Below are 22,824 nucleotides of genomic sequence, written 5' to 3'. Positions count from 1 at the left end.
TGTCTGGACCGCCTTTTTTTGTTGAGTGGAAGCGCAGACGCGGCCGTTCGGCGCGACCTTCCGCAATGCGTGACGTCACCGAGGTGTGACGCCGTCGCTTGTTTTACTCCGCCGGCATGCCCGTGAAGGCGGGTCCAGTACGCCGTGGCCTATCGTTCAATCATGGCCGCCGCGGCGTACTGGATCATCCGCCTGCGCGGATGAAGACGGTGGTGGTTGGGGCTGTCGGCCTCCACTTCATTGACAGAGCATGATATCTGACTTAAGTCAGATATCATGCTCGATCCGATCGCCCGCGTTCGCCGCTTCAACCGCGCTGTCACCTCGGAGGTCGGCGCGCTCGACACCTCCTTCCTCGGGCGGGGGCGGCCGCTCGGCGCGGCGCGTGTGCTCAATGCGATCGGCCATGGCCGCAGCGATGTCGCCGAGCTGCGCGACTACCTCGCGCTCGATTCCGGGCTGATGAGCCGGCTGCTGCGCGGTCTCGAGGAGGAGGGGCTGGTGATCACCAGGCCGCATCCGGACGATGCGCGCCGCCGCATCGCAAAACTCACCGCCGCCGGCCGTCGCGAGTTCGACGCCTATGAGACGCTCTCCAATGCGCAGGCTCAATCGATGCTGGGGCGCTCCAGCCGGCGCGATGAGCTGCTCGCGGCCATGGACATGGTCGCCGCCGCGCTCGGCCGCGACCGCATCGGCATCGACGAGGTCGATCCGCGCAGCGAACCGGCGCGCTACTGCCTGACCGAGTATTACGCCGAGCTGTCGCGCCGCTTCGCCCGCGGTTTCGACGTCAAGCTGTCGCGCGATCCCGACGCGCTGGATATGTTGGCCCCGCGCGGCGCGTTCTTTATTGCGCTGTCGGACGGGCTACCGCTCGGCTGCGTCGGCCTGAAGGGCTCGGGGCAGGAGATCGCCGAGATCAAGCGGCTCTGGGTCGCTCCTGCAGCGCGCGGCCTGGGCCTCGGCCGGCGCCTGATGGACGCCGCCGAGACCGCCGCGCGACACCTGTCGATCACGACGCTCCGGCTCGACACCAACAGCGCGCTCGGCGAAGCCCAGCAGCTCTACCGCAAGACCGGCTGGACCGAGATCGACCGCTTCAACGACGATCCGTATCCGGATTTGTTTTTCGAGAAGGTGCTTTAGGTTGAGTGCGGCTTGCGTTCGGCTCGAGTTGGCGCGCGATCGCTATAAGGGCACTCGCCGTCTCGGCTGGGCACAATGTGGGATGAAGGTGTGTTCCGTTCAGCTTCTCGACTGGCCAACGCAGGCGGAGCGCCTCTGCACTAGCATGCTCATAGATCGGCGAAGTTTGGAGGTAGCCAACGGGGATATGGCGCCACGGCATCAGGTCCATGTCCTCTTCGAACCAGCTCAGCGTCATAGCGGGAAGGCCATCCTCGAATTGCGCTAACGCGATCGGATTCTGGGACAGCTGGTCCAAGCCGATGAGCGTGGCCCGCTGCGGGTCCTGAACGAACCACCGCGACCAGATTGGAAGAATTCCGTCTGCTGCAGCAATGCGGCGCACGAACTCATGCAGTGCGGGGCGGACCGGCCATGCGCGGCCTCCGTCCGGCGGAATGTCGCCATCGACAATGATGATGCCGCGGACTGGGAGCTTGGTCGCAAGACTGGCGACGAGCGCACTCGCTGAACTGTGGCCGACGAGAATGGAGGCGTCGGTTGGCGCGATGTGATCGAGCAGAAGCCGTGGCCAAGCGCTCCAGGCCGGTGGCGTTGCATGATGCGCGAGAATATCTGGCACTTGCAGCGAGTAACCTAATTTCCGCAGGTGTTCGGCCGTTGGCTGCCAGCTCGACGCGCGCACCATGGGGCCGGCAATCAGGATGAAATCTTTGCTCATGTCGTCTCGATAAAAATGGTCGTTAAGCGGAACTGTTGAAGTCTCAACCCGCCGCGCCGACCAGTGCGACCCTCATGTCGGCTGCCTCGAAGACGCACCTGCCGTCGGCCAGCACGCGGCCGTCGGCGATGCCGAGCACCAGCCGGCCACGCCTGACCTGGCGCATGTCGACCTCGTAGCGCACGCAGCTCACGTCCGGCGTGATCTGGCCGCGGAAGCTGACCTCGCCGACGCCGGTGGCGCGGCCTTTGCCCGGCGAACCCACCAGCCGAGCCAGTAGCCGACCATCTGCCACATCGCGTCGAGGCCGAGGCTGCCGGGCAGCACCGGATCGCCACGGAACAGGCAGTCGAAGAACCACAGCTTCGGCGTGATGTCCAACTCGGCCACCACACGTCCCTTGCCATATCGGCCGCCGTCCACGCTGAGCGCCGTGATCCTGTCCATCATCAGCATGGGCGGCGCCGGCAACTGCGCGTTGCCCGGGCCGAAATAGCCGCCCTCGCTCGACCGGAGCAGGTCATCCTTGGTGTAGGACGATTGCGGCGTGTGAAAATCGCGCGGGTCGGGCATTGCCTCTCTTCCCTTCGGGCCGGGTGAAAAGCGGGCCCGGATGGTGCCGAGCTCGCCTGCGCGATGGAGCGTGGGCACGCGGAACAGCGCATTCAAGCGCTCCCGGAAAATTTCGTTCATCTTGTCGCATGACGGTTGTTCCGCCCGTGCGAAGCCCGCGGACCTCGCCGCGCCCTTTCGCGTTAAGTGACGGGCAACCGGTGGGGTGTTGGATGCGGTGTCTTCAGTGTTGGGGTGATCACAGCGGCCGAAGGGGGCAAGCACGTCAGCGGATGTGTGCAGGCACCTGACGCAAATGCGGCAAGTGAGGCCGATTGAGGCGGTTGTCCGCCTCACTTCACCCCAAGACATGATCGAGCGTATATACCCTGCGTCGCTCGCGCGGGCGGAACGGCAATGGCGAATCGGGAATAGGGCATGGTGACACGATCCTCGGCGGCTCAGAACCTTGCAGCGATGCACCCACCCGGACCGGCTCTCGTGCTTCTGGCGGCCCTGGCGCTGGGACTGACCAGCCCCGTGGCGCATGCCCGGCAGGCGAAGCCCGCGCCGGTGACCGAGGCGACCGCGCCGCGCGCGCATGGCGATCCGATCATGGCGATCGTCTCGATCAAGACGCAGAAGGTCACGTTCTACGATTCGGAAGGCTGGATCTGGCGCGCGCCGGTGTCGACCGGCGTGTCCGGCCGCGAGACGCCGGCTGGCGTGTTCGCCGTGCTGGAGAAGGACAAGGACCACCACTCGACGCTCTATGACGATGCCTGGATGCCGAACATGCAGCGCATCACCTGGAACGGCGTCGCACTGCATGGCGGGCCGCTGCCGGGCTATGCCGCCTCGCATGGCTGTGTGCGCATGCCCTATGGGTTTGCTGAGAAGCTGTTCGACCGCACCTATATCGGCATGCGCGTGATCATCGCCCCCGGCGACGCGGCGCCGGTCGAGTTCTCCCATCCCGCGCTGTTCGTGCCAAAGCCGGACGCGCTGGCCGCCGCGCCGTCGCGCGCGAGCACGCTGAACCGCGAGGCCGAGGAGGCGACGAAGGCCGCCGACGAGGCGAAAGCCGCTGCGGCCGCCGCCGAGCGCGAGGCGAAGTCGGTGAAGTCGAATTTGCGCAAGCTGGAGCAGGCGAAGGCGCGTGCCGATGCCGAGCTCAAGATGGCCGACAAGAAGCTCGCCGCGGTGAAGACCGATCAGGCGAAGCCGGCGGCCGAGGAGGCGCAGCAGAAGGCGGCGGCGAAGGCTGCCGACGCGGCCGCGCAGCTCGACGCCGCCAGGGCGGAGGCTTCCGCCAAGCTCGCCGCCGTCACGACGACGAAGGACGCCGCCAAGGCGGCCGCGGCGAGGAAGGCCGATACGAGCAAGGCGGCGACCGACGCCAGCCTCGCGACCGAGCCGGTCTCGGTCTATATCAGCCGCTCGACCCAGATGCTGTATGTGCGGCGGAACACGCACAAGCCGGCGCGTGACGGCGGTGGCGAGGTGTTCGACACCTCGATCGAGTCGCCGGTGACGATCCGCGATCCCGACCGCCCGCTCGGCACGCATATCTTCACGGCCGTGGCGCAGAACGGCGCGGGCCTGCGCTGGACTGCGGTGACGATCGACGACGGCGACGACGCCAAGGACGCGCTCGACCGCATCACGATCCCGAAGGATGTGCTCGACCGCATCGCACCGACGGCGGTGCCGCGTTCCTCGATCATCGTCTCCGACGAGCCGCTATCGAGCGAGACCAATTATCGCACCGAGTTCGTTGCCGTGCTGAGCAATCAGCCGCAGGGCGGCTTCATCACGCGCAAGCCGACGACCAATGTCGACGTCGTCGCCAGCGGCGATCCATATGATGACGGGTTCGGGAACTTCTTCCAGCGCAGCTGGGATGGCCAGCCGGTCCAGCGCGGCTGGGATGGTCAGCCCGTCGCGCCGCAGCGTCGCCGCGGCCAGGCTCCGACCTATTATCGGCCGGTGCAGCCGGGCTGGTGGTAACCAGCCGGGCTTGTGCCTGACCGCGGGCTGCGGTCAGGCCATCGTTCAAGTCAAATCAGTTGCGGCCGGCAGGGATGACGCCGGGCCACTGCATTACGAAAGGCTGCGGCTCCGACTGAGTCTCCGGCGCGCGCGCCACGCGCTTGATGCGGTGAGGACGGCTGCGCGAGATCGAGCTGGTGGCTTCACGCGCGGTCTCGATCCGCGTCAGTTGCTTGCGCATCTCGCCGGTGCTGGTCCGCAACTGCTCGATGGCCATGTCGGTGTTCGCGGCGGCGGTGCGCATTCCACCGAGCTCGGTCGTGACGTCTTCCTGCGCGGAGCGCAGGCGGATGGCCTGGCGCTTCAGCAGCGCGAGATCCTGCTCGATCTTGTCAGCGGTTTCGCGACGGCGGATCTCGCTGTCGTCGGCGGTGGTCCGCAGCGTCGCGAGGCCGGTCTCGGCGGTCGACAGGCTGGCCCGGAGCTGCAGCAGCTCGCCGGAGGTGTCGTTCTGGCGGTCGCGCAGCTGCGCGGTCTCGGCCTTAAGCTGGGTGATCTCGGAGGTCAATGCGGCGACGCGGGTCTCCAGCGATGATGACCCGATGCCGGCAAAGGACAAGCTGTTGGCCCCGCCGCTGCTCCACCACATCACGCCGGCGCTCGCTGCGAGCGCAAGGCTCAGGACAATTCGTAGAGAGGTTGTGCCGCTGCTCGGCGGAGCATCCGGCGTCTTCACAGTCTTGCGCATCGACACGTCTCCAGGGATTCGATTGCGGCAATTATGACCGTATTAAGGTTTCCAATGTTCTAAGCGCGCCGTGCCGTCGTAACATTTCATCCACGTAGTTTTCCGGAATCTCGCGTGCAGTGATGAGATGGACACGCGGCGCGACACTGGCGGTCCGGTCGAAGCGTGCCGTTCGGGTTTTGCGAGCGTGTCCGCAATGCGTGGATGCCGGGCGAAGCGCGAGGTGGATGGTTCGCCGCAAGCCTTGCATTCGGGCAAAAGACGTCGCGCCTGTGACGGCGATGCGCTAAGTCTCGGGCCATGTCCGACACACCGAGTTCCGCCGCGCCGCCGGCTTTCGACGACCTCGCCGAGGCCATCAGGCACCGCCGCTCGGTCTATGGTCACATCAGCGGCTTGAGAATGGACCGCTTCGCGCCCGGCGAGGCGTGGTCGACCTTGCCCTATCGCCCGGTGTTCGTCGGCGACAGCGACACCGGCGTGATCCATGGCGGCGTCGTCACCGCGATGCTGGATGAGAGCTGCGGCATGGCGGTGCAGCTTGCGCTCGACGGCAGCCGTGCGATCGCCACGCTCGACCTGCGCATCGACTATCAGAAGCCGGCAACGCCCGGGCTCGACATCAAGGCGCATGCCGTATGCTACCGCGTCACGCGCTCGATCGCCTTCGTGCGCGCCACCGCCTATCAGGAGGAGGAGAGCGCGCCGGTGGCGACCGCCACGGCCTGCTTCATGATCGGCGCCAACCGCACCAACATGCTGACGGACCGTCCGGCCTTCGGCGGCGAACCGCCGCCGCTCGATGCGCCCGATGATCCCACGGGGCGGTTCGCGAACAGCCCGTTCGCGCGGTGCCTCGGCATTCGAGTCGCCGATGACGGCACGGCGATCATGCCGTTCTCGCACCGGATCATCGGCAATCCCGTGCTGCCCGCGATCCACGGCGGCATGACCGGGGCGTTCCTGGAGACCGCGGCGATCGTCACCGTCATGCGCGAGCTCGGCGTGGCCGCGCCGCCGAAGCCGATCGGACTGACCGTCAACTATCTCCGGTCAGGCCGCGCGCTCGACAGCATCGCGTCGGCCTCGATCGTGAAGCAGGGCCGCCGCGTCGTCGCCTTCGAAGCCCGCGCCTGGCAGGACGACGCCACCAAGCCGCACGCCACGGCATTCGGCCATTTCATGCTGCGGCCCGAGGCGGGACAGGACCAGGACTGAGAGCGATCAGGATCTGCGCAGGATCTTGTCCATCGCCTTGCCCCGCGCCAGCTCATCGATCAGCTTGTCGAGATAGCGGATCTCGCGCATCGTCGGCTCCTCGATCTCCTCGACGCGGACACCGCAGATCACGCCCTTGATCTCCGACCGCGCCGGATTCATCGCGGGCGCCTGCGCAAAGAAGGTCTCGACATCGGTCTGCTTTTGCAGCTGGGTCTCGAGCTGCTTCTGGTCGTAGCCCGTCAGCCAGCAGATGATCTGGTCCACCTCGGCCTTGCTGCGTCCCTTCTTCTCGCCCTTCGCGACGTAGAGCGGGTACACACTCGCAAAGCTCATCGTGTAGATCTTGTGTTTCGCCATGGCTGCTCCCGCTCCGCCTGCCGTCAAGATCGTTCATGCTGCCTGTCGAGCGAGTCCAAGGCCCAGCGCAATTGGCGCTCGGTGGCGCGCAGCCGGATCTCGTCGGATGCCAGCTTCGCCAGCGCGAGCAGCGTCTTTTCCTGATCGGCGTCGAGCGTGCGCGGTTCATAGTCGATGACGCACAGCGCCCCGACGGCGAAGCCGTCGGGGTCGGTGACGGGCGCGCCGGCGTAGAAGCGAAAATGCGGTTCGCCGGCGACGGCCGGGTTGGTATCGAACGGAGCTTTGCCCGCGAGGTCGTCCACGGCAAAGACGCCCTTCTGCAGAATGGTGTGATTGCAGAACGACCAGCTTCGCGGCGTCTCGGTCATCTGCAGCCCGACCCGCGACTTGAACCATTGGCGGCTGTTGGTCAGAATCGTCAGCAGCGCGACAGGGGCCTTGAGGCTGCGGCTCGCGAGCCAGGTCAGGCGGTCGAAGGCGTCCTCAGGCGCAGTATCGACCAGACCCGAGCGCTTCAGTGCTGCAAGGCGCCGGCCCTCATTCGCGGCGAGCGGAAACGGCGCGCCGTCCACGATGATGTCCCGCGGCGCGTCCCGATCCTGGAGCAGGCTGTGCAACGCAGCCGGCAGTTGGTCTCGCGGCGTCACGGTCACGCGCCGCAAGCTGGCGAGATCGCCGCTCGTCGTGGCCTCGGCTCCTGCGACGGCAAACAGGGCGATCGAGCCGAACGCCGGATTCATGTCGATATGCTTCAGGAACGCCAGCCGGTCCGGATCGGCGTCGGTCAGGTCGACGATCACCGCGGCTGGCTGTCGCGAGCCGATGACGAAGGCCGCGGTGTGAGCATCCTGGTGGATCGCGACGGTGCATTCCGGCACGTCCGCCAGCGCCGTTTCGTAAGCCGCTCGCCGGTCCGCGGAGCACACGACGATGACGAGCGTGGAGTCCAGGACAGGCGCCGGCTTGGTGCGAGCGATCAGCGCTTCGACTTCGGTCCGGTAGACCCGGCGGTGTCCTCCCGGAGTCTTCCAGGAGGTGAGCGTGCCGCCCTCGATCAGCAATTGCGCCGTGCGCACCGAAATCCCGAGCAGCTTCGCCGCCTCGGATGTCGTCAGAACGTCCTTATCCATCGACCGCACCGTATCGGCTGGCAGCATGGTTCGCAGCTTCCGCTGAACCGCCGCACCCGCGTTCACCACATGGGCCGGTTTGGTTCAAGCGCAAGCGCGCCTGCGTGATCACGAAACAATCATATTTAGTGATATTGATAAAATCGATAGATTTGATATTTTCTCTTCGCGCTGCGGCATCATATTACCTATTGTCGGTACGATCCGCCTGCGTCTGCACGTTGTGGATGTGTTGTGTCCACCTCAAACGGAGAGAGAGCCAATGATGACGACCGTGACCCGTGACGACGATCCGCAGCGGACCAGCCTGCGAGCACCCGAAACCAGCACAGGGCACTATGACTTCATCGTCTGTGGCGCCGGATCGTCGGGGTCCGTGGTGGCCGCGCGGCTGGCGGAAGATCCGGCGGTGCGCGTGCTCCTGCTCGAAGCGGGGGGCAGCGACGATGTTCCGGAGGTCATGAGCCCGGCGCAGTGGCCGCTGAACCTCGGCTCGGCGCGCGATTGGGACTTCAGGGCTGAACCCAATCCGCATCTGAACGGTCGGGCCATTCCGCTCAACATGGGCAAGGTGCTGGGCGGCGGCTCGAGCATCAACGTGATGGTCTGGGCTCGCGGACACCGCAACGATTGGGAGCGCTTTGCCGCGGAGGCGCAGGATGCGGCGTGGGGCTATGAGTCGGTGCTGGAGATCTATCGCCGCATCGAAAACTGGCAGGGCACCCCGGACCCGCGGCGCCGCGGCACTGGCGGGCCGGTGCACGTCGGTCCCGCGGCCCATCCGCAGCCGATCGCGCGGACGATGATCGAGGCCGCACAATCCCTGGGGCTGCCGGCGTTCGACAGTCCGAACGGCGCCATGATGGAAGGGCGCGGCGGAGCCGCGATCAACGACCTGATCGTCAAGGACGGGCGGCGTTCGTCGATCTACCGGTCCTACGTGTATCCGCGGCTCGGCCAGTCCAATCTCACGGTGCTGACGGAGACGATGGTCACACGGCTGATCTTCGACGGCCGCTCCGTCGTCGGCGTGGAAGCGATGCGGGATTCGCAGCAATGCCGGTTCATGGCCGGCCGCGAGGTCGTGCTCTCGCTCGGCGCCATCAATACGCCAAAGGTTCTGATGCAGTCCGGCATCGGCCCGGAGGACGAACTCCGCCGTCACGGCATTCCGGTGATCCAGCATCTGCCGGGCGTCGGCCGCAATCACCAGGATCACATCGCCTTCGCCTGCGTCTTCGAATATCGCGAGCCGCAGGCCGTCGGTTACGGCGGTTCGGAAGCGACACTCTATTGGACGAGCGACGCGAGGCTGGCTTGCCCCGACATGTTTCACTGTCAGGTCGAGTTTCCGGTCGTCAGCGCCGAGATCATGGGGCCCGACGTTCCGGAGCATGGCTGGACGATGTTCGCGGGCCTCGCACATCCGAAGAGCCGCGGCACGCTGCATCTGTCCGGGCCGGGTCCGGACGATCCCATCCGAATCGAAGCCAACACGCTGTCGCACCCGGATGACCTTGCCGCGGCCTACGCCAATATCGAGCTGTGCCGCGCCCTGGGCGGCGATCCAGCCTTCAACAGGCTCGTGAAGCGCGAAGCGCTTCCCGGCAAGCGCGACAAGGCCGCGATGGAAACCTTCGTGCGCAACGCCGCCGTCACCTATTGGCACCAGTCGTGCACGGCCAAGATGGGACACGACGCGATGTCCGTCGTCGATGGCAAGCTGAAGGTCTACGGTGTCGACAGGCTGCGCATCGCCGATGCGTCGATCATGCCGGAGATCACCAGCGGCAATACGATGGCGCCCTGCGTCGTGATCGGCGAGCGCGCCGCCGACATCATCAAGGCCGCGCATGGCGTGAACTGACATCGCGCGACCGGCCCGCATCGTATCCTCACGGACCGGTCCCTCGAATTCACACAGATCCATTCTCGTGCCGCTCGGTTGCGGGCGGCACGCCAGCTTGCTCTGCTGACAGCTATCAAGAGAGATTTTTCAATGACAAACGAATTGACGCTGCTCGTCCTGCACGTCCGTGTTTGGCTCGACATCCGGGTTGCGGCCTATCTTCAGCGGCGGGCCGCGATAATTCAGGCACGCAACCGGCGGGCGGCGCGGGGCGATGTTCGACCCTTCGACAGCGTGACGATGCCGATCTCGTCGGGCGCGCCCCGGCGGCTCGTGCTGGTTCTGATCTGAGGCCGCCTGCATCGTCTTGCCTTGCTCTGTCACCGGCGTAGTCACCCGCTATCCCGCCACGAACATCGGAAACGACACGCCGAGCGACCATGCCAGGATCAGGCCGAGGCCGACGCCTTCGGCGACCGGCGAATTGGTCCTGCGGCCGACGCTGCCGCCGATCAGGCCGAACACGATGAAGAACAGCACGATCACGGGGATGATGATCAGCAGGAAGAACAGCCGCCTGACGTCGAGCGCCACGGCGCCGCCGAGCGACGCCAGAAAGGCGGCACGGATGAACAGCGTGCGCCAGAGCGCGGCGCGACCGCCCTGATTGGCGATGCTGTCGGCCAGCATGTAGGGAACGGCGCCCACGGCGATCGCGGCGATGATCGGCAGGCGCGCCGGGATCGGCATGAAGGAGGCGACGTAACGGTCGAGCGCGCCGCCGAAGCCGAGGATTCCGTAGGCCGCCAGCGCGAGCGCCGCGAGCCAGGCGACGCGGCCGAAGCGAACGCCCTGCAGACGCAGCAGCGCCAGCGACAGCCCGCCATAGACCAGAAGATGCACCGCGAGGTAGTCGGCGACCAGCACCGGCAGGAAGCTTGTGTCGACGAAGCGCAGCGCGACCGGTGTCACCACCGCGGGCACGAGCGTGGCGATCAGCAACTGGCGCAAGGCGATCGCAGGCGGCGGCGCAGCGCGTTGCGGCAGCAACTGGGCCAGAGGCCAGGCCAAGAGCACGATGCCCGCAAGCAGCAGCACGATGGCGCCGCCGGTCGCGGCGACCGGGCCGCTGCTGCTGCGGCCGAACGCCTGGTCGAGCCACCTGCGTGCCTCGCGCAGCGCCGTCGCTGAATACAAGACGCTCACATGCTCGACGTCAGGCGCCACGACGGCGCGACGGCCGCCGCCTTGAGCGGGATCGCCCACGGTCTGGCCTTCATCCGCGGCGGCATCGGCGAGCCTCAGATTGCGCAGCGCATCGCGGCGCAGCGCCGACTCCCATTCCCCGGTGATGATCAGCAGGTCGCGCGGCGCGTTCGCGGTGACTGCCTGCGAGAACATCGAGATCGCCACCGTCGCGCCGATGCGCGGATCGGCCAGCGCCTGACGTACGATGATGTCTGACGCCATGGAGTGACCGAGCAGGGCCACGCGGCCATCGGCGCCCGGAAGCGCCAGCGCCGCGTCGGTGACGCGCCCGATCTCGCTCATCAGCTTCCGCGTTGTGCCGTCGATACGCGTGACATCGCCCGACATCGGCGCGGGGTTGCGGCCATGGCCCTCGAAGTCGAACGAGACGGCAAGATAACCCGCGTGCGCGAGCGTCAGCGCATAGGCCTCCATGAACTGGCGCGAGCCCGCGAAGCCATGGGCGATGACCACCACGGGTGCGGAGACCGCGTCACCGCGCCGATAGATGGTGATGGGCGTGGTGTCGACCTGGCCTTGCGTGATGGTGAGGCCGGCGCGCTCCGTCTCCAGGCGCCAGATGCCGGCCGCGCAGAGCGCAAGCCCGAGCAGCGCCGCAGCCAGCAGCGCCATCGCGCGCGCACGCTTCGCAGTTGATGGGCGCGGCGCGCCTGACATGACCTGCTCCATTGCAGCCGATTTTAGCGCAGGGACATCCGGGGTAAACAGTCGGCGTGCGTGGAGAGGGCCGGCATCGAACGAAACCGGGGCCGCTTCGTTGACGACAGCGCTGCGGGAACCATATTCGATGAGCCCGCCGCGGCGACAAGGAGGATGCATGAAACCGGACGTGATCTGCCTGATGGCCTCGAGCGTCGACGGCCGGACATGGCCGAGCCGCTGGCGCCCGAAGGGCTCGGGCGACCTGTTCGAGCAGGTGCATGACAAGCTCGGCGGTGATGCTTGGCTGATCGGCCGCGTCACCGGCCAGGAGTTCGCCAAGGGCAAGTCTTATCCGGCAACGACCACGGAGCGCTTCCCGCGCGAGCATTGGATCAGCCGGCGCGATGCCAAGGTCCATGGCGTCGTGCTCGATGGCCACGGCAAGATCTGCTGGGGCCGCTCCGACATCGGCGGCGATCCAATCGTCGTCGTGCTGACGGAAGCCGTCTCGGATGCCCATCTCGCGGGTCTGCGCAGCGAGGGCGTGTCCTACATCTTCGCGGGTGAGACCAGGCTGGATCTGCCGCGCGTACTCGACATCCTCGCGCGCGAGCTCGGCGTGAAGCGCCTGCTGCTCGAAGGCGGCGGCCATGTCAACGGCACGTTCCTGCGGGCAGGGCTGATCGATGAGCTCAACCTCGTGCTGTGCCCGGCGATCGACGGCGCGAAGGGCGCGCCGATGGTGTTCGATTCCTCGGAGGACGAGTCCGACCAGCGCGCGCCTTTGACGGCGATGACGCTCGAAAGCACGACGGCGCTGGAGGGTGGCGCGCTATGGCTGCGCTACAAGCTCGCCAACGGCGCTGATCTGCCGGCGCAGGCCAGCCATGGCTGAGCGGCGCCGCGACCACATCATCATCGTCGGCGCCGGCGCAGCCGGCCTGATGGCCGCGCGCGAGCTCGCGCGCGCCGGCCGCAAGGTCACGCTGCTGGAGGCGCGCGAGCGCTGCGGCGGCCGCATTCATCCCTTGCCGGAGAGCGAGTTCGGCTATCGCGCCGACGCCGGCGCCGAGTTCATTCACGGCGATGCGCCGGTCACGCACGCGCTGATGGCCGAGGCGGGGCTGAGGTCGGTGCCGGTCGACGGCGCGCGCTGGCATGTGAGGAACGGCGCGTTCTCGCCGGACGATCCCGCCGACCGGCAGATGCGGCGGCTGTACGAGGTTGCGCGGCAGCTCGATCAGGACATGACGGTGACGGCGCTGCTCGATCGCCATTTCGCCGGCGAGGACTTCGCGGCGCTGCGCCAATCCGTGCTCAGGACGGTGCAGGGCTATGACGCCGCCGATCCCGGCCGCGCCAGCGTGTTCGCGCTGCGCGACGAATGGATGGGCGGCGAGCGCGGGGCGCAGGGCCGCATCGTCGGCGGTTATGCATCGTTGGTCGATTTCCTCGTGGAGGAGTGCCGACGTCTTGGCGTCGCATTCCAGTTCGGCGCGGTTGTCAGCGCTGTCGAGACGGCAGAGGAGGGCGTCGTCATCCGCTGCGCCGACGGGCGAGTCGAGCACGGCGATCGCGTCATCCTGACGGTGCCATTGCCGCTGCTGCAGACCATTGTACTGCCGCCGGGCATGCGCGCTCCGCAGGCCGCGGCCGACGCCATCGGCTTCGGCAACGTGATCAAGCTGCTGCTGCGCTTCGAAAGTTGCTGGTGGCGCGGAAGCCGTACGGAAGATCTCTCGGATATGCTGTTCGTATTGTCCGATGCCGAGGTGCCGGTGTGGTGGACGCAGCATCCGAGCGAGCACGCGGTGCTGACCGGCTGGCTCGCCGGCCCGCCGACCCACGCGTTCGCGGCCATGACCGAGCCGGAGCTGATCGCATGCGGCCTATCGGCGCTCGCCTCGATCTTCGCGCGGCCGGCGAGCGCGCTGCGGCACGAGCTGATCGCGGCGCGTGCCGTGGATTGGTCCAAGGATCCGTTCGCGCGCGGCGCCTATTCCTATGCGACGCTCGCCTCGCATCAGGCGCAGGACGCATTGTCGCGCGCGGACGGCCCGCTGCTGATCTCCGGCGAAGCGCTGTATCGCGGGCGCGACATGGGCACCGTCGAAGCGGCGCTGGCGAGCGGCCTCGACACGGCGCGGCGGCTGCTTGCCATCTGAGCGCGTCGCGTGCATGACGTGGCGTCCGCACGCTCTGCGGACGTCAATTGTCCCGGACCAGAAAGGATCGTCATGCTCGACCACGTCGGCTTTCCCGTCTCCGACTTCGCTCGCGCCAAGGCCTTCTATGCAGCGGCGCTCGCGCCGCTTGGCTACGTCCTGATGATGGAGATCACCGACGCGCAGACCGGAGGCCACGGCGATCACGCCGGCTTCGGTGACGGCCGCCCGGACTTCTGGATCGGCACCGGCGGCAAGGCGGCGACCTCCACGCATGTCGCGTTCCAAGCCAGGGATCGCGCGACCGTCGATGCGTTCTACCAGGCGGCCATCGCGGCGGGCGGCCGTGACAATGGCGCGCCGGGACTGCGGCCGCATTATCATGCGACCTATTATGGCGCCTTCGTACGCGATCCCGACGGCAACAATGTCGAGGCGGTCTGTCATACGCCGGAGTGAGTGATCCCCAGGCGGACTACGCCATCACCGGCATGTGCTCCGCTGCGGCGGCGAGGCTCGGCGCCACCACGATCTCGAGCTGCTGGCGCAGCCAGCGGTGCATCGGGTCATCATGGTGGCGCAGGTGCCAGACCATGTACATCGGCATGGGCGGGCAGGGGACCGGCACTGGCGCCACGGCGAGCCCTCGCAGCATGTAGGCGCGCAGCAGGCCCGGCAGGGTCGCGATCATGCGGCTGCCGCGCAGGAACGGGCCGATGCCGCCGAAGCCCGGCACTTGTGCGACGAACCGCCTGACGAGGCCGCGCTCGGCCAGGACCTCGTCGATATCAAGCCGGCGACGTGGCTCGTAGACGACGGTGACGTGATCGCTGGCGAGATAGTCCTCCAGGCTCCGCGGCGGCTCGCGCTGGCTTGCATCGTAGAACACGCGGTAGCTGTCCTCGAACAGCCGCTTCTGCAGGATGTCGCTGCCCTCGGGCGGGCGCGGCGTGATGATGAGCTGGCAATGCTCCTCACGCAGCATCTCCGGCGTCGGCGCGCCCGACGGGATCACGCGCAGGCTCAGGCCCGGCGCCTGCGCGCGGGCGTAGCGCAGCAGCGAGGGCAGCAGCAGGTCGCGCTGCAGGTCATTGGCGGCGATCGTCACTTGCGCGGAGATCTTGGCCGGCTCGAACGCGGCGGCATGCGAGAAGCCGCGGAGATCGTCGAGCAGGGCGCGGGCGCGCAACGCCAGCAGTTGCGCATGCGCCGTCGGCACGATGCCGCGGCCGGACTTGACGAACAGCGGATCGCCGGTGATGGCCCGCAATTTGTCGAGGAGATGGCTGACGGCCGATTGCGTCACGCCGAGCCGCTGCGCGGCGCGCGTCACCGAACCCTCCTCGATCACGGCGAGCAGGAGCTGCAGCAGATGGCCGTCGAGGTCCAAATGATCGAATTGGCTCATGGATCAGATCAGGCGGGCAGCCTTTATCGGATGTGTTTCCCGGCGATACTGGCGGGCATGGATCACGCCGCTTTTGATCCAGATCAAACGCGCGCGGTCAGAACGCTTTCAGGGGAGGTTTCAATGTCCGCCACATCGGCCCGGCAGCCCGTGCCCGGCACCACCATCTTCGACGGCGAGCAGGCTCGCAAGGGCTATGCGCTGAACAAGATGTGCTACTCGTTCAACGATGCCGCCAACCGCAAGGCCTTCGTCGCCGACGAGGACGGCTATTGCACGAAGTATGGTCTCAACGACCAGCAGCGCGCCGCGATCAAGAACCGCAACGTGCTGCAATTGATCGAGGCCGGCGGCAACGCCTATTACCTCGCCAAATTCGCCGGCATCTTCGGGCTCGACATGCAGGACATCGGCGCGCAGCAGACCGGACTGACCAAGGAGCAGTTCAAGGCCAAGCTTCTGGCGGCACGGGGGTAATCATCATGGCAAAGATCGTCGGCAGCATCACCACCTCGCACGTTCCGGCCATCGGCGGCGCGATCGCCAAGGGACTGCAGCAGGATCCCTATTGGAAGCCGTTCTTCGACGGTTTCCCGCATGTCCGCGAATGGCTTGCCAAGGTGAAGCCGGACGTCGTCGTGCTCGTCTACAACGACCACGGCCTCAACTTCTTCCTCGACAAGATGCCGACCTTTGCGATCGGCGCCTGCGAGAGCTATGGCAATGCCGACGAGGGCTGGGGCATTCCGCAGACCGCGCCGTTCAAGGGCGACAGCGAATTGTCGTGGCACCTGATCGAGCATCTGGTGAAGGAGGATTTCGACCTCACCACCTGCCAGGAGATGGTGGTCGACCACGCCTTCACCCTGCCCATGGCGCTGTGCTGGCCGGACCAGAAATGGCCGGTGCGCGTCGTGCCCGTGGTGGTCAACACGGTGCAAGCGCCGCTGCCCTCGGCCGCGCGCTGCTACAAGCTCGGCCAGGCATTGGCGCGCGCGATCGAGTCCTGGCCGAAGGACGAGCGCGTCGTGGTGATGGGCACCGGAGGCCTGTCGCACCAGCTCGACGGCGAGCGCGCCGGCTTCATCAACAAGGATTTTGACGAGAAATTCATGGCCAGCATGGTCGATGACCCCGCCTGGGCGACGAAGTTTTCGACGACGGAGCTGGTCGAGCTGTCGGGCACGCAGGGCGTCGAATTGCTGAACTGGATGGTCGCGCGCGGCGCCTTGCCGGAGAAAGTCCGCAAGGAGCACGCGAACTATCACATCCCGATCTCCAATACGGCGACGGGGCTGATGGTGCTGGAGCCGGCGTAGCGAGGGACCCCTTCTGGCGCGGTTTGACCAATGGCCCGATCAAGGCACGAGGGCGGGCATTTCGCCCCTCGCGCCTTCCTATTGAGGGGAGAGTGAACGGCCCACCGCCACATTGAGTCGAATTTTGGGCGGCTCGCGGCGAAAAACCGGCTGAAACGTCGCATTGCCGCGTCAACTCAAACGCGCTACCTCCCTATATGCACATTGACGTGTATATTGGACTCGCGCGCGTTGCTAGATTTCAGACACCGATTTGAACCCCGCGTGGATCATTGGGATCCCGTGCGGAGACCATTTCCGGATACGCCGGCGTGACAGTCAGCATGGCCGGCGCTCCGCCGGGCCGCATCAAGGTGCTGCACGCCTACAAGGTCTTTGTCCCCGATATGTTCGGCGGGATTCCGCATGTTATCGAGACGATCACCGCATCCGCCGCGATGTCATCCGCGGTGGTCGCGCCACGGTCGTTTGGGTGGGGCGGTCGCGATCAGCGCGGGACGACGAGGGTTCAACGGGTCGCATCGCTCGGCACGCTGTCGTCCGTGCCGCTGGCCCCGACCTACCCGTTCGCGATGGCGCTCCTCGCGTGGGATGCAGATGTCGTCGCTCATCACGCGCCGTTTCCGCTGACGGATCTGGCGTTGCTCGGGCTGCCCGAACACGTCGCGCTCGTCATCCATTGGCATGCCGATATCGTTGGTCGGGAATGGCTGAAGCGCGGCGTCGCGCCCTTGATCCGGCGTTCGTTGACAAGGGCCGACCGCATCGTCGTGACCGACGATACGATGCTGGAGAGCAAGGCTCTCGCCTGCTTCCGTGACAAATGCACGACCGTGCCGCTGGGATGCGATGTTCGCTACTGGGGGACGCTGGACGGACCAATGGCGCAACGGGTCGCCGAGCTCCGCCGCCGGAAGCCGCGTCTGGTCGTCGCCGTCGGGCGGCTCGTCGGCTACAAGGGGTTCGACGTGCTGCTTCACGCAGCAAAGCATGTCGATACCGATGTCGTCGTGATCGGCGACGGCGTGCTTCGGCAGCCGCTGTCACGGCTGGCCCAGCAACTCGGGATCGCCGAGCGTATCGAGTTTCGCGGCGGCGCCGACCGCGACGACGTCAAGGCGCACATGCACGCCGCCGCCGTCGTCGTCGTCCCGTCGGTCACGGACGCCGAGGCCTTCGGACTTGTGCAGATCGAGGCGATGGCCGCAGGACGTCCGGTCATCAACACGGCGCTGCGAACCGCCGTGCCGCGCGTCGTGCGTCATGGACTTGAAGGACTGACGGTGCTGCCCGGTGATGCGCCCGCGCTCGCCAAGGCGATCGCGCGCCTGCTTGCTGATCCCGACTTTGCCGCGCGGCTTGCGGCCGGCGGGCGACAGCGGGCCTTCGCGGAGTTCGATCAGTCGGTGTTTCAGTCCCGCATCGAAGCGGTCTACGCCGACGCGCTGGCGCGGCGGCGACGCCGTGTCGCGATGGCCGCGCCATGAGGGCGCAAGGCGGCGCATCGCTCGTGATCGGCGTCGAAGCCGGCCTGATCAGAGGGCCGCGCACCGGGGTCGTCAATTATACGATCCACATGGTGCGCGCATTGCTGGCCCGCGATCTGCCGCCACAATTCGCGGCGCTGGGGGGCGGGCGCTGGTCCGCTCTCGATTTGCAGGGGCTCGATGAGCTGGTAGGCGATGCCGACGGGATCGCCTCGACGCCGCGGCCCGCAACCGTGCGGATCGAGGCTGCCCTGCGCCATCGTCTGGCGCGGTTTTCACCGCTCCGCTCAGCCTATCGCGCGTTGCGGCGCCGGCGTTTTCGAAACGCGGCGCTTCCTGCGCGGCTCGATCTGTTCCACGCCTTCAACTTCATGCCGCCGGTCAGTTTGTCGGTGCCGGTCGTCCCCGTCATTCACGATCTATCCGTGGTCAGATATCCGGAATTCCATCCCGCGGACCGGGTCAGGCTGCTCCGCGGACTGGCCGATGTGGCGGCGCGGGCGCCAGCGATCCAGACCGTTTCCGAGTTCTCGAAGCGAGAGATCAAGGCAATCCTGGGGATCGCCGGCAACAAGATCGTCGTCGCCCCGCCTGCGGCGGCAGCGATCTTCAGGCCGTTGGGCGAGGCGGCCTGCACCACGCATCTCGCCGCGCGGGACTTGCGTTTCGGCCGCTATGTGCTGGTGGTCGGCACGCTCGAGCCGCGCAAGAATCTCCGCACGCTGGTGGACGCCTTCAGCCGCCTGCCGGCGCCAACCCGAGCCCGATGCCCGATGGTCGTCGTGGGCATGACAGGGTGGGGCGATCTCGCGCTGCCGGCGGCCACCGAGCGGTTGAGGGCCTCCGGCCACCTCCGGTTTCTCGGCGCAGTGACCAACCGCGAACTGCGCTCGCTTTACGAGGGCGCCCGGCTGCTGATCATGCCGTCCATCTATGAGGGCTTCGGCATGCCGGTGGTGGAGGCTCTGGCGTGCGGGACGGCTGTCGCTCATAGCAGCGATACGGCGATGGACGAGATCACCGCCGGTCTCGGCCGGCGCGCCGCGGCGCTGGATGTGGAGGGGTGGACGCACGTCCTCGACGAGGCGGCAAATGGTGACGCCCATGCCGATCCCTTGCTGCGCGAGCAGCGGCTTCTCCGTGCCCGCTCCTTCAGCTGGCAAGCCAGCGCGGATCGCGTCGCCGAGCTCTACCGAAGCCTTTCCTGATTCATGGGACGAGGCGACGGATCGGAGGTCGGCGCCAGACGCGCGATGGCGGCCTCCACATCCGCTGCAATGGCGCGGTCATCGCATTGGGCTGGCCCGCGCGCCCCGATCCATTGCGGCACGTCGGCCAGCACCGCGGCGATGTCCCGCGCGTGATCGGGCTCATTCAGCAGAACGAAGGAGAAGCCGCGGCGCAGGCGGACGGTCTCGATGACGGCGGGCAGAGGGGCTGCACCGGGGCCGCCGATGATCCGGCTGAACGGCTCCAGCAACCGCAGCAGCTTCCGGATCCAGCGCGGCTGCGGGCAAGCGCCAAGCAGCGCCGCGCTGGATGCGCCACGCTGCTCGACCATCTCGCGGATCGCGGAGCGCCGGAACTCGCGCTGCGACACCAGCAGTTCGGCCACGGCGAATCCCCGCGCGGCGAGCAATCTGAGGCGCTGCTCCCGAACTGAGTCCGGGCCGCTCGCAGTCTTGACCGAACTGACATGGAGAACAGGCAGGCGAGGCCGCACTGTGTGCTCGCTGGTATCGGTGAGCCAGGCGGTCATCCGATGCCATTGCCTCACGGCATCGGCAGCCAAGATCTCCTCACCGCTGCGCGGGCGCGCGATCAATGCGGCGGCCATGTCGGGCCAGCCGCGCCAGTCGGTCAGGAAGAGCGCGGCTCCGTTCGAGTGCTCCTGCTCGGCGGACATGCCGGAGGCGGCGAGCACCGGCTTTCCCGCCAAGGCCGCTTCAAGGAACACCCGGCTCACCCGCCAGCCATAGGCATCAGGATCGTAAGGCAGCAGGATCACATCGGCGAGCCGAAGCAGCGCGCCATAGGCCTCGTCCGAAAGATCGTCGGGATGAACCAGCGTACCGGGATGGGTCGAGACAGCATCGATTTGCGGCCGTGCTCCGTCACCGATGTCCGGCCGCTGCAGCAGCAGCCGATAGCGCGGGTTTGCGTCGGCTAGCGCTCCAATGATGGTAGGAAGCAGAGCTGCGCCCTTGTCGGACCGCATCCTTCCGGGGCACCAGGCCAAGCGTCCTCCGTCGCGCCGGAATGCGGTCAGGCTGTCCAGGAGCGCTCGTTCCTGCGGTGGAAGCGGCGTCTCATACATTGTAGTTGATGAACCCGTCAGGCGCGCGATCTCGTCGTCGTCGAAGACATCGCCGATGCCGTCGACGGCCACGCCGAGCAGGTCCTGCAGTCTTGCTGCCAAACGGCGGTTGGTTGCGAAACAGCCGATCCGATCGGCCCATCCGCTGCCCTGCACGCGCCAGCGCAAGGCGCCGACGTCGAGCGGCCGGTACCACGACGTGTAAAGCTCCGGCTTCTCGTGAAACATGAGCGCCATGCGCGGCGGGGCGGCGAGAAACAGCGGCAGCGCCAGCAACTCGGCAAGCATCGCGACGGTGGCTGTCGGCACCAGCACGCGCAGCGCATCCGACCGGGCGGCCTCGATGTCGATGGCCTCGAGCACCGCGCTCGCGAAAGGAGAGAAGGTGCTGGTCTCGAACATCCGGTCGGTGGCCGCTCGCGCGGCAGAGCTGTCTCGCCGTTCGTAGTAGGACCGCGCAAATGTCGGGATGACCTCCGCGCCCTCGATTCGTGACGGGCCGCGATAGGCGGCGTTCGCCAGGATACGGGCGGACCATCCAAGACGTTCCAGGCGGCGGGTCAGCGCGATCGCATAGCGCCAGGGATGACCGAAGCTGCCTTGCAGGTGCGGCTCGACGATCAGGACAGTGGCTGTCATGCGACGGAAATCACCGGAGCGTCGTACCGGTCGAGCAAAGCGCTGACATGTTCGCGGTAGCGCTGGCCGATGACGGCCCAATCCGCGCAGGCGAGCGCGGCCGCGCGCGTCGCCGCCCCGATCCGCCGCAACGTCTCGTCATCGCGCAGTGCGAGCTCCGCAAGGCGCCGCCCGAATTCGGCGGGCTCACATAGAATGAACTGATCGCGCAGCTCCGGCGGCACGCCGCGCGCGCCGAACCGGGTCGACAGCACCGCCAGCCCGCCGGCGGCATATTCGAAGGTCTTGATGTTCGAGCCCGAGCCGCTCTCGATCGGGTTGAGCGCGATGTCGCTGACCTGGAAGGCAAGCCATTTGGTGCTCTCGTCGACCTCGCCGAGACGGATCACGTTGACGGCATGGGATCGCTTCAACGCCTGATAGCCGCAGACCGATCCGACAAAAAGGAAGGTGATCTCGGGCATCCGGGCAGCCAGCGCCAGGATGCGGTCGGCCGCTTCGAAGTTCGGATAATGATAGGAGCCCGCGAAGATGGCCAGCCGCCCCGTACGCGTGTCGTGCAAGGCGTGACGAATGCGCCGGCGCGCCTCGGCGGTCAATGTGGGGACGCCGCGCGCGTCGACGCCGTTGGCCACCAGATGAAGCGGGACACGCTCGACATCGTAGTCGTCGCGCAGCCCCTGAATGTCGTCTGGCGAGCAGCACACGATGAGATCGGCCTCGTCAACGGCCGTGGTCTCCACAGCGCGGACGGCGTCCAGCAGAGCGGGGTGCTGCTCCAGCAACGGCGCCTTCAGGCGGACTTCCACGTTGTGGGCGTCATAGATCAGCGGAATCGGCTGCGCGCAGCGGGCGTCCAGCAGCGCATGAATGGAATAGGGGTGCGAGCTGACGCACAGGTCGGCGCCGGCGAGGCGTGCGGCCAACGCGGCCTGGTAGTTGCGGCATTTGGCCCAATGCAGCGTATAGGCCGCATCGGAGGCCATCTCGACTGTCTGCTCGATCGCGTCGAGTTGCCGGTCGTAGCCGGGATCGGTCTTGATCCGGATTTCCCGCAGGTGCGGATTGAAGGTGATGATGCGGTCGCGCCCCCTGATCTGCGGTGTGACGATCTCGACGTCGAACGTCCGCGACAGCTCGCGCGCAAGGAAGAAGATGCGCCGCTGGCCGCCGTGCATCACGGGCCAGACGGGATAGAGATTGGCGATCACGACACGGCGGCGCGACGGCGCGGGTGAAGGCTTGCCCTGTGGCTGTCGCAGCGATCTCAGCAACATCCGGCGCAGCGACGTGTCCGGAGCGAGCCGGGTCCCGAGACGGCGCGCGCGCCAGCGGAAGAAGGCAAATGCCAGACGCCCTGCTGTGGCAAGGCCGAGCCCCGTCAGGCGCCGATGCAGATGCCACAGCAGGCGATCGACCAGGCGGATGTTGGTCCGGATGCGGCGCCCGTCCTTGCGGTTCGCAGCATCGAGCTCGATGAGGAGGTCGAGCTTCTGCCACATGTGAAGATCGCTGGCGGCGATCTGGTATTGCGCCGGACCAGGCAGGCGCCCGCGCAGCGCGGCCGTCGCCGACGCGACGAAGTCGCGGCCGTCCAGAGCGATCAGATCTTCGACCGCGTATTCATTGTGAGCCGACAGGAGCGTGAGCAGGTCGGCGAGACCGCCGCTGTCGCCTTCGACGTAGCGGCTCTCGCGAACGTCCTGCGCGAATTCATAAGGATGGAATTTGCTCCAGTGCTCCAAGGTCGCGCGAAATCTGGAGCTCTGATCCGGACTTTCCACAATGAACCAACGTCAGCAATGACATTACACACGAGGCGCCGGCGGCAACATCGCAGCCGGCATCGACAAGAA

20 protein-coding genes and 1 pseudogene are annotated in these 22,824 nt (G+C 66.9%); 12 read left to right on the top strand and 9 right to left on the bottom strand.

The genetic code is table 11. From position 1 onward, the window contains the following. The first annotated feature begins 276 nt into the window (after window positions 1–276). Window positions 277–1,149, top strand: a complete 873-nt coding sequence (locus tag ACQR1Y_RS05045; protein WP_434879797.1) for a bifunctional helix-turn-helix transcriptional regulator/GNAT family N-acetyltransferase — start codon at window positions 277–279, stop codon at window positions 1,147–1,149. Here the strand turns inward: ACQR1Y_RS05045 and ACQR1Y_RS05040 are convergent. Both ACQR1Y_RS05040 and fabA read right to left on the bottom strand, forming a co-directional pair. Continuing rightward, window positions 1,103–1,870, bottom strand: a complete 768-nt coding sequence (locus ACQR1Y_RS05040; protein ID WP_434879798.1) for an alpha/beta hydrolase — start codon at window positions 1,868–1,870, stop codon at window positions 1,103–1,105. The two genes, ACQR1Y_RS05045 and ACQR1Y_RS05040, sit on opposite strands and share 47 nt — an antisense overlap. Window positions 1,871–1,913: 43 nt before the next feature. Continuing rightward, a pseudogene (gene fabA, locus ACQR1Y_RS05035) lies at window positions 1,914–2,443 on the bottom strand (bifunctional 3-hydroxydecanoyl-ACP dehydratase/trans-2-decenoyl-ACP isomerase). Between the two features lie 417 nt (window positions 2,444–2,860). On the opposite strand from fabA, the gene ACQR1Y_RS05030 reads away from it, so the two are divergent. Beyond that, the gene (locus ACQR1Y_RS05030) at window positions 2,861–4,432 is read left to right on the top strand and encodes a L,D-transpeptidase (RefSeq protein WP_434879799.1); all 1,572 of its coding nucleotides are present in this window, start codon (window positions 2,861–2,863) and stop codon (window positions 4,430–4,432) included. Between the two features lie 55 nt (window positions 4,433–4,487). On the opposite strand, the gene ACQR1Y_RS05025 is transcribed toward ACQR1Y_RS05030, so the two are convergent. Then, complete coding sequence (locus ACQR1Y_RS05025) at window positions 4,488–5,162, bottom strand: hypothetical protein (RefSeq protein WP_434879800.1); 675 nt, start codon at window positions 5,160–5,162, stop codon at window positions 4,488–4,490. A gap of 300 nt (window positions 5,163–5,462) precedes the next feature. Here ACQR1Y_RS05025 and ACQR1Y_RS05020 point away from each other — a divergent pair, with 300 nt between their 5' ends. Then, window positions 5,463–6,380 carry a PaaI family thioesterase gene (locus ACQR1Y_RS05020; protein WP_434856668.1) on the top strand — a complete coding sequence of 306 codons (918 nt, stop codon included), beginning with the start codon at window positions 5,463–5,465 and terminating at the stop codon, window positions 6,378–6,380. Window positions 6,381–6,386: 6 nt separating this feature from the next. On the opposite strand, the gene ACQR1Y_RS05015 is transcribed toward ACQR1Y_RS05020, so the two are convergent. Both ACQR1Y_RS05015 and ACQR1Y_RS05010 read right to left on the bottom strand, forming a co-directional pair. Further along, complete coding sequence (locus ACQR1Y_RS05015) at window positions 6,387–6,740, bottom strand: DUF2200 domain-containing protein (protein WP_434879801.1); 354 nt, start codon at window positions 6,738–6,740, stop codon at window positions 6,387–6,389. A gap of 23 nt (window positions 6,741–6,763) precedes the next feature. Next, window positions 6,764–7,873 carry an excisionase family DNA-binding protein gene (locus tag ACQR1Y_RS05010; RefSeq protein WP_434894296.1) on the bottom strand — a complete coding sequence of 370 codons (1,110 nt, stop codon included), beginning with the start codon at window positions 7,871–7,873 and terminating at the stop codon, window positions 6,764–6,766. 265 nt (window positions 7,874–8,138) lie between these two features. On the opposite strand from ACQR1Y_RS05010, the gene ACQR1Y_RS05005 reads away from it, so the two are divergent. Both ACQR1Y_RS05005 and ACQR1Y_RS05000 read left to right on the top strand, forming a co-directional pair. After that, window positions 8,139–9,740 carry a GMC family oxidoreductase gene (locus tag ACQR1Y_RS05005; RefSeq protein WP_434879830.1) on the top strand — a complete coding sequence of 534 codons (1,602 nt, stop codon included), beginning with the start codon at window positions 8,139–8,141 and terminating at the stop codon, window positions 9,738–9,740. Between the two features lie 132 nt (window positions 9,741–9,872). Next, complete coding sequence (locus tag ACQR1Y_RS05000) at window positions 9,873–10,073, top strand: hypothetical protein (RefSeq protein ID WP_434894295.1); 201 nt, start codon at window positions 9,873–9,875, stop codon at window positions 10,071–10,073. 48 nt (window positions 10,074–10,121) lie between these two features. On the opposite strand, the gene ACQR1Y_RS04995 is transcribed toward ACQR1Y_RS05000, so the two are convergent. Then, window positions 10,122–11,648 (bottom strand): serine aminopeptidase domain-containing protein, encoded by a 1,527-nt coding sequence (locus tag ACQR1Y_RS04995; protein WP_434879804.1) that lies wholly within the window; start codon window positions 11,646–11,648, stop codon window positions 10,122–10,124. A 160-nt stretch (window positions 11,649–11,808) separates the two neighbouring features. Here ACQR1Y_RS04995 and ACQR1Y_RS04990 point away from each other — a divergent pair, with 160 nt between their 5' ends. From ACQR1Y_RS04990 to ACQR1Y_RS04980, 3 genes are all read left to right on the top strand, one after another. After that, window positions 11,809–12,528, top strand: a complete 720-nt coding sequence (locus ACQR1Y_RS04990; RefSeq protein ID WP_434879805.1) for a RibD family protein — start codon at window positions 11,809–11,811, stop codon at window positions 12,526–12,528. Further along, a complete protein-coding gene (locus ACQR1Y_RS04985) occupies window positions 12,521–13,798 on the top strand; it encodes a flavin monoamine oxidase family protein (protein WP_434879806.1) in 1,278 nt (425 codons plus the stop codon). The genes ACQR1Y_RS04990 and ACQR1Y_RS04985 overlap by 8 nt, the downstream gene beginning before the upstream one ends. A 72-nt stretch (window positions 13,799–13,870) precedes the next feature. Then, entirely contained in the window at window positions 13,871–14,257 is a 387-nt protein-coding gene (locus ACQR1Y_RS04980) for a VOC family protein (protein ID WP_434856661.1), read from the top strand. A gap of 16 nt (window positions 14,258–14,273) precedes the next feature. On the opposite strand, the gene ACQR1Y_RS04975 is transcribed toward ACQR1Y_RS04980, so the two are convergent. Then, window positions 14,274–15,206 (bottom strand): LysR family transcriptional regulator, encoded by a 933-nt coding sequence (locus tag ACQR1Y_RS04975; RefSeq protein WP_434879807.1) that lies wholly within the window; start codon window positions 15,204–15,206, stop codon window positions 14,274–14,276. Window positions 15,207–15,329: 123 nt separating this feature from the next. On the opposite strand from ACQR1Y_RS04975, the gene ACQR1Y_RS04970 reads away from it, so the two are divergent. From ACQR1Y_RS04970 to ACQR1Y_RS04955, 4 genes are all read left to right on the top strand, one after another. After that, the gene (locus ACQR1Y_RS04970; protein ID WP_434856659.1) at window positions 15,330–15,683 is read left to right on the top strand and encodes a protocatechuate 4,5-dioxygenase subunit alpha; all 354 of its coding nucleotides are present in this window, start codon (window positions 15,330–15,332) and stop codon (window positions 15,681–15,683) included. Between the two features lie 5 nt (window positions 15,684–15,688). Further along, window positions 15,689–16,525, top strand: a complete 837-nt coding sequence (locus tag ACQR1Y_RS04965; protein ID WP_434879808.1) for a class III extradiol dioxygenase family protein — start codon at window positions 15,689–15,691, stop codon at window positions 16,523–16,525. A 353-nt stretch (window positions 16,526–16,878) separates the two neighbouring features. Continuing rightward, the gene (locus tag ACQR1Y_RS04960) at window positions 16,879–18,012 is read left to right on the top strand and encodes a glycosyltransferase (protein WP_434879809.1); all 1,134 of its coding nucleotides are present in this window, start codon (window positions 16,879–16,881) and stop codon (window positions 18,010–18,012) included. After that, the gene (locus ACQR1Y_RS04955) at window positions 18,009–19,220 is read left to right on the top strand and encodes a glycosyltransferase family 4 protein (protein WP_434879810.1); all 1,212 of its coding nucleotides are present in this window, start codon (window positions 18,009–18,011) and stop codon (window positions 19,218–19,220) included. The genes ACQR1Y_RS04960 and ACQR1Y_RS04955 overlap by 4 nt, the downstream gene beginning before the upstream one ends. On the opposite strand, the gene ACQR1Y_RS04950 is transcribed toward ACQR1Y_RS04955, so the two are convergent. Both ACQR1Y_RS04950 and ACQR1Y_RS04945 read right to left on the bottom strand, forming a co-directional pair. Then, the gene (locus tag ACQR1Y_RS04950; RefSeq protein ID WP_434879811.1) at window positions 19,202–20,968 is read right to left on the bottom strand and encodes a glycosyltransferase; all 1,767 of its coding nucleotides are present in this window, start codon (window positions 20,966–20,968) and stop codon (window positions 19,202–19,204) included. The two genes, ACQR1Y_RS04955 and ACQR1Y_RS04950, sit on opposite strands and share 19 nt — an antisense overlap. Further along, window positions 20,965–22,713, bottom strand: coding sequence for a glycosyltransferase (locus ACQR1Y_RS04945; protein ID WP_434879812.1), 1,749 nt, complete (start codon window positions 22,711–22,713; stop codon window positions 20,965–20,967). Before ACQR1Y_RS04945 ends, ACQR1Y_RS04950 begins: the two co-directional genes overlap by 4 nt. Window positions 22,714–22,824: the final 111 nt, after the last annotated feature.

It is taken from the genome of Bradyrhizobium sp. HKCCYLRH3099 (assembly GCF_051167855.1).
Lineage (GTDB): Bacteria > Pseudomonadota > Alphaproteobacteria > Rhizobiales > Xanthobacteraceae > Bradyrhizobium.
The sequence above is the reverse complement of the archived record's forward strand: the minus strand, read 5'-3'. Positions and strand labels throughout refer to the sequence as shown.

Coding starts and splice junctions, on each gene's coding strand:
- ACQR1Y_RS05045 (WP_434879797.1), top strand. CDS start 277: ATGCTCGATCCGATCGCCCGCGTTCGCCGCTTCAACCGCGCTGTCACC.
- ACQR1Y_RS05040 (WP_434879798.1), bottom strand. CDS start 1,870: ATGAGCAAAGATTTCATCCTGATTGCCGGCCCCATGGTGCGCGCGTCG.
- ACQR1Y_RS05030 (WP_434879799.1), top strand. CDS start 2,861: ATGGTGACACGATCCTCGGCGGCTCAGAACCTTGCAGCGATGCACCCA.
- ACQR1Y_RS05025 (WP_434879800.1), bottom strand. CDS start 5,162: ATGCGCAAGACTGTGAAGACGCCGGATGCTCCGCCGAGCAGCGGCACA.
- ACQR1Y_RS05020 (WP_434856668.1), top strand. CDS start 5,463: ATGTCCGACACACCGAGTTCCGCCGCGCCGCCGGCTTTCGACGACCTC.
- ACQR1Y_RS05015 (WP_434879801.1), bottom strand. CDS start 6,740: ATGGCGAAACACAAGATCTACACGATGAGCTTTGCGAGTGTGTACCCG.
- ACQR1Y_RS05010 (WP_434894296.1), bottom strand. CDS start 7,873: ATGGATAAGGACGTTCTGACGACATCCGAGGCGGCGAAGCTGCTCGGG.
- ACQR1Y_RS05005 (WP_434879830.1), top strand. CDS start 8,139: ATGACGACCGTGACCCGTGACGACGATCCGCAGCGGACCAGCCTGCGA.
- ACQR1Y_RS05000 (WP_434894295.1), top strand. CDS start 9,873: ATGACAAACGAATTGACGCTGCTCGTCCTGCACGTCCGTGTTTGGCTC.
- ACQR1Y_RS04995 (WP_434879804.1), bottom strand. CDS start 11,648: ATGTCAGGCGCGCCGCGCCCATCAACTGCGAAGCGTGCGCGCGCGATG.
- ACQR1Y_RS04990 (WP_434879805.1), top strand. CDS start 11,809: ATGAAACCGGACGTGATCTGCCTGATGGCCTCGAGCGTCGACGGCCGG.
- ACQR1Y_RS04985 (WP_434879806.1), top strand. CDS start 12,521: ATGGCTGAGCGGCGCCGCGACCACATCATCATCGTCGGCGCCGGCGCA.
- ACQR1Y_RS04980 (WP_434856661.1), top strand. CDS start 13,871: ATGCTCGACCACGTCGGCTTTCCCGTCTCCGACTTCGCTCGCGCCAAG.
- ACQR1Y_RS04975 (WP_434879807.1), bottom strand. CDS start 15,206: ATGAGCCAATTCGATCATTTGGACCTCGACGGCCATCTGCTGCAGCTC.
- ACQR1Y_RS04970 (WP_434856659.1), top strand. CDS start 15,330: ATGTCCGCCACATCGGCCCGGCAGCCCGTGCCCGGCACCACCATCTTC.
- ACQR1Y_RS04965 (WP_434879808.1), top strand. CDS start 15,689: ATGGCAAAGATCGTCGGCAGCATCACCACCTCGCACGTTCCGGCCATC.
- ACQR1Y_RS04955 (WP_434879810.1), top strand. CDS start 18,009: ATGAGGGCGCAAGGCGGCGCATCGCTCGTGATCGGCGTCGAAGCCGGC.
- ACQR1Y_RS04950 (WP_434879811.1), bottom strand. CDS start 20,968: ATGACAGCCACTGTCCTGATCGTCGAGCCGCACCTGCAAGGCAGCTTC.